The 4,240-nt window shown below is 60.2% G+C and carries 3 protein-coding genes; all 3 read right to left on the reverse strand.

The features are described 5' to 3' along the window. Positions 1 to 1,196, reverse strand: a 1,196-nt coding sequence (locus WBP53_RS08525; protein ID WP_423927892.1) for a hypothetical protein, incomplete at its 3' end; no start/stop codon positions are given. 549 nt (positions 1,197 to 1,745) lie between these two features. Then, positions 1,746 to 3,227, reverse strand: a complete 1,482-nt coding sequence (locus WBP53_RS08530) for an efflux transporter outer membrane subunit (protein WP_423927894.1) — start codon at positions 3,225 to 3,227, stop codon at positions 1,746 to 1,748. Further along, the coding region (locus tag WBP53_RS08535; RefSeq protein WP_423927896.1) for an efflux RND transporter permease subunit at positions 3,224 to 4,240 on the reverse strand (1,017 nt) is incomplete at its 5' end. The genes WBP53_RS08530 and WBP53_RS08535, both read right to left, overlap by 4 nt.

A 4,240-nucleotide genomic window follows, 5' to 3' on the forward strand; every position in this document is an offset into this window, starting at 1 on the left:
CTCGTGTCTATGCCATGGACACGTTCGCGTATCAGCGGGATGCCGTCACGGAAGATGTCGTAGATGCCGGCATCCATGTCGAAGATCATGCGGTACTGGTACACCTGCGCGGCAGCGTAGCTCACGCCGCTCAGGAACTCCGTGCCATTGGCATCAGTGACCGACATGGTTCCATCCGCCTGAAACTGCAGGCCCATGAAGTTCTGTGTTGAAGTAGATGGTTCACGCAGCGAAAGGCGGTAGCGATCCCGCGTCGTCATCCTGGCGTCGAAATCCACAACGAAAACGCCCGAGCGAATTTCCAGATCATCGAGAAATTGCCAGCGCAGGATCTGGGATGCCGCACCGTTGGTGCTGGCCAGGTCGAGAATATTCACGCCCGCTGCCGCTTCCATGACGATTGCATCCATGCCGGGATCCTTGGCATGCGGCTCATGTACTTCGGCTCCGCCGAGGCCTATCGGCAGCCCTGCCGTCTTGTCTTCAAAACCGGCTTCAAGCGGAGCCGGGAACGGCAATGGGCCGCTCATTTGCAGGTTGTCCAGATCGAATGGGCTGCCATTGGAACTGGATCCGTATCCGACGAGCACGGCACCAATACCACGATCGGCGATTCCAAACGCCTGGTCGGAAAAAATAGTGCCGCCATCGAGGAGCAAGCTGCTCGTCCTCGCATCCATGTCGAAAATGATTTCGATGTGCAGTGGCACGCTGGCGGCATAGCCATTGGCTGTAACCGAAATCATGCCCGTGGCATCGTTGGCGATAACCGTGCCCGAGGGGACCAGGTTAAGACTGAGAAAGGCCGCGCCAGACAAGGTGCTCTCTCGAACGAGAATACTGAAGCTATCCAGAGCGCTCGCAGTCAGATCCAGGGAAATCCTGACTTCACCCTCATTGATTTCAGCATCGCCAATCGGCTGCCAGCGGATACTGCGAGCAGAAGTGCTGGTCAGGTCGTTGCTGACTCGCAACACGTTCTGCCCCGGGCTGGCTTCGACTACCGAGGCATCGAGGTCGCCAAGGTATATCGGCTCGCTGAATGTGGCACCGCGTATGCCTGAAGGCTCCCCAACCACCTTGTTGTCGAAGTTCGCGAAGAGCACCGGGCGATCGGGAGCCGCCAATCCCGCACGACTCTCGGCAGAAACTGCAAACACCAGGATCCATAGAATGGAGACAGGCAACAGGCGCATCGGTTTTCTCCGCAGCGAATGAATGGCCGGAGGCAACCCGATACATATCGTGGCTGACTCTCGAAGCCATCGTGCACGCCTGCCAGACCCGAGGCTTATGAACACCATCAAGAATTCATCAAATATCCATCAAATCGCCGATATCCACCCAACATTCGCCGATTTCCAGATCAGGCACCGTCGAAGCGCTTCGAGTTGGAAAATCGCAAGACCCGGCTATATCGGGCGGGCTCGGTCTTGCCATTCGCAATTCTCGCCATGCCAGGCGATTTCGCCTCTGGCACCTCCACGCGCCTGCGGTTTTCGCTGATCGCGCGAGACATGTTGTCCCCCGCGCATGCAGCGAGATCGGCCGATGTCCCGGACAGCCGCGAACGCGGGCGTTCCGGGTAGACCAATGGCCGGAAGACAAGCCCGGGAATGGCACAGGGTTGCAGCGGATCGCGAGTCCGATGCCAGTATCCAGGAGCACTGGTCAAAAAAAGAAGGGCCAACCCTTAGGGTGGCCCTTCTTGCTGCGGGATCAGTGCCCCGAAGAGTCGCGTCGACTCAAGGCTGGATGGGTGTTTCCGGCGCCGCTACCGGCAACACCTTGCTGGCAGGTTCAATGACGGGGTTCGGGGCGACGCGCGGCACACCCGCGAGAGTCGCATCCGACCAGCCGCCGCCCAGTGCCCGATACAGGTCTACATAGGCCTGGAGATGCTGGAGGCGCGCGCGAGCCAGTTCCAGCTGCGCGGAATATTGCTGGCGTTGCGCATCCAGCACATCGAGATAGCCGACGACACCGGCCTTGTAACGCATGTTTTGCAGACGCAAGGATTCGGCCGCTGCTGAAGCGCTTACCGCCGCCTGCTCGACCACTTCACCGCCCAGCTCTGCAGCCGCCAGAGAATCGCTGACTTCGCGCATCGCATTGAGAACGGTCGAGCGGTAAGACAGCACCGCTGCCTCCGCCTGCGCGCGCGCGCCACTGACTCCGGCGGATCCACGCCCCCAGTCGATCAATGGCATATCGACATTCGGCCCCCAGGACCAGACATCGGCGGTAGAGCCGCTGTTGTCGAAGACATCACCCAGATCGATCCCGAGGCGGCCAAGAAATCCTCCCAGTCCGATGGTTGGAACCGGAAAGCGATTGGCGATGGCCACGCCGATGCGTGCCGTCGCCGCATGCAATGTCTGCTCACTGGCACGCACGTCGGGCCTTCGATCCAGCAGCTCGGATGGCAAACCGAGGGCGGGAAAGACAGGAACCTGTGGCAAAACCGCCTCATCCACCCGCTGTATCGAAGAAGGATAGGCTCCAAGCAACAGGCTCAACGCATTCTCGGTAGCGATCACGCGCTGCTGCAGTTGCGGCAAGCGGGAGCGCGTTGATGCGAGCTGGGTAATCGCTTGTTGTTCGTCCGCCCCATTGGCGACACCGCCGCGCATCAGCTGACGAACCAGTTCCAGTGAGCGTTCCTGGTCAAGGATATTGGTACGCGTGATTGCGACTTCCTGATCCAGCTCGCGCAGGCTCAGCCAGATTCCCGCCGTAGTCGCCACGAGTGATGACATCACGGCGCGTGCGCCGTCTTCGCTGGCAAGCAGTTCGGCACGGCTGGCTTCATTGGCGCGCCGCAGCTTGCCGAAGACATCGATCTCCCAGCTGAACAACAGTCCCAGCGAGTAGGCGCTATCGTTGTCGCTGCTGGTAGCTGATGGAGTCGTGGCCAGGCTGCCGCTTACGCCCGGGAACAACAGTGAACGTGTGCTGGTCAGCTGGGCCCTTGCAGCCTCGATACGCCACAACGCGATCTTGAGATCGAGGTTGCGTTCGACCGCACTGCGGACCACCACCGCCATCTCGGCATCATCGAACAGGTCTGCCCAATCCAGATCCGCCAGCGTGCGTGCAGTGTCGGCATTCAGGGTGCCGCGATAGTCACCCGGAACATCCAGGTTAGGGCGCACGTAGTCGGGGCCCAGCGCGCAGCCGCTGACCAGGGCAATCGTTGCAGCCAACAGGCTAACCCGCAGCTTCATGGCGACTCTCCCGTTGCCGCGTGCGTTCCGCCCGCTGCTGATGTCGGTTCGGGGCTGGTTCCAAAGAAGCGCTCGGAAGCACCCTGGATCATTGCGTACAGCGCTGGCACCAGCAGCACCGAGAGCAGCGTCGCACTGAGCATGCCGAAAAACACGACCGTGCCGACCGATTGCTTGGACGCAGCACCTGCACCACTCGCAAGCAACAACGGCACGACGCCGAGGATGAAGGCGAAGGAAGTCATCAAGATCGGGCGCAGGCGAAGTTTTGCGGCATTGACGGCGGAGTCGAAAATATTCATCCCCGACTCGCGATTGAGCTTGGCGAACTCCACGATCAGGATCGCGTTTTTCGCCGCCAGACCTATCAAGGTGACGATTCCGATCTGGCCATAGACATTGAAGTCCATGCTGTTCATCAAGAGCCCAGCATAGGCGCCCAAGGCACCCAAGGGCGCGGCAAGCAGCACTGCCATCGGTATCGACCAGCTCTCGTACAAGGCGGCAAGGAAAAGGAATACGACTATCACGGACAGGACCAGCACGGCCACGGCAGCACTGCCGGATTCGATCTCCTCTCGGGTCTGCCCGGACCATTCATAGCCGTAGTCATCACCCAGCGTTTCAGCAGCAGCCGCTTCAAGTGCGGCAATCGCCTGACCGGAACTGAATCCGGGCGCGGGAGATCCGGTGATCTCGGCGGTCGGGTAAAGGTTGTAGCGCATCAGGAACCTTGGGCCGGACGATTCGGTTGCCGAGACGAGTGTATCCAGCGGAATCATGCGACCGTCTGCACTGCGCACGAACAGCTTGGACAGGGTCGATATATCGCGTCGATAGTCGGCGTCGGCCTGCATGGTGACCTTGTAATTTCGACCGAAGCGCGAGAACTCGTTGATCTGCGAGCTACCCAGATAAGCCTGCAGGGCCGAGAAAACATCACTCAGGGGCACGCCGAGCTTCTCCACCTTGTCCCGGTCCACATCCAGCTTGTAGTTGGGTGTGGCTGCCTG

It is taken from the genome of Dokdonella sp., assembly GCF_049593775.1.
GTDB lineage: Bacteria > Pseudomonadota > Gammaproteobacteria > Xanthomonadales > Rhodanobacteraceae > Dokdonella.

Excerpts from the sequence above, each read along its gene's own strand:
- WBP53_RS08530 (WP_423927894.1), bottom strand. The coding sequence starts at position 3,227 with ATGAAGCTGCGGGTTAGCCTGTTGGCTGCAACGATTGCCCTGGTCAGC.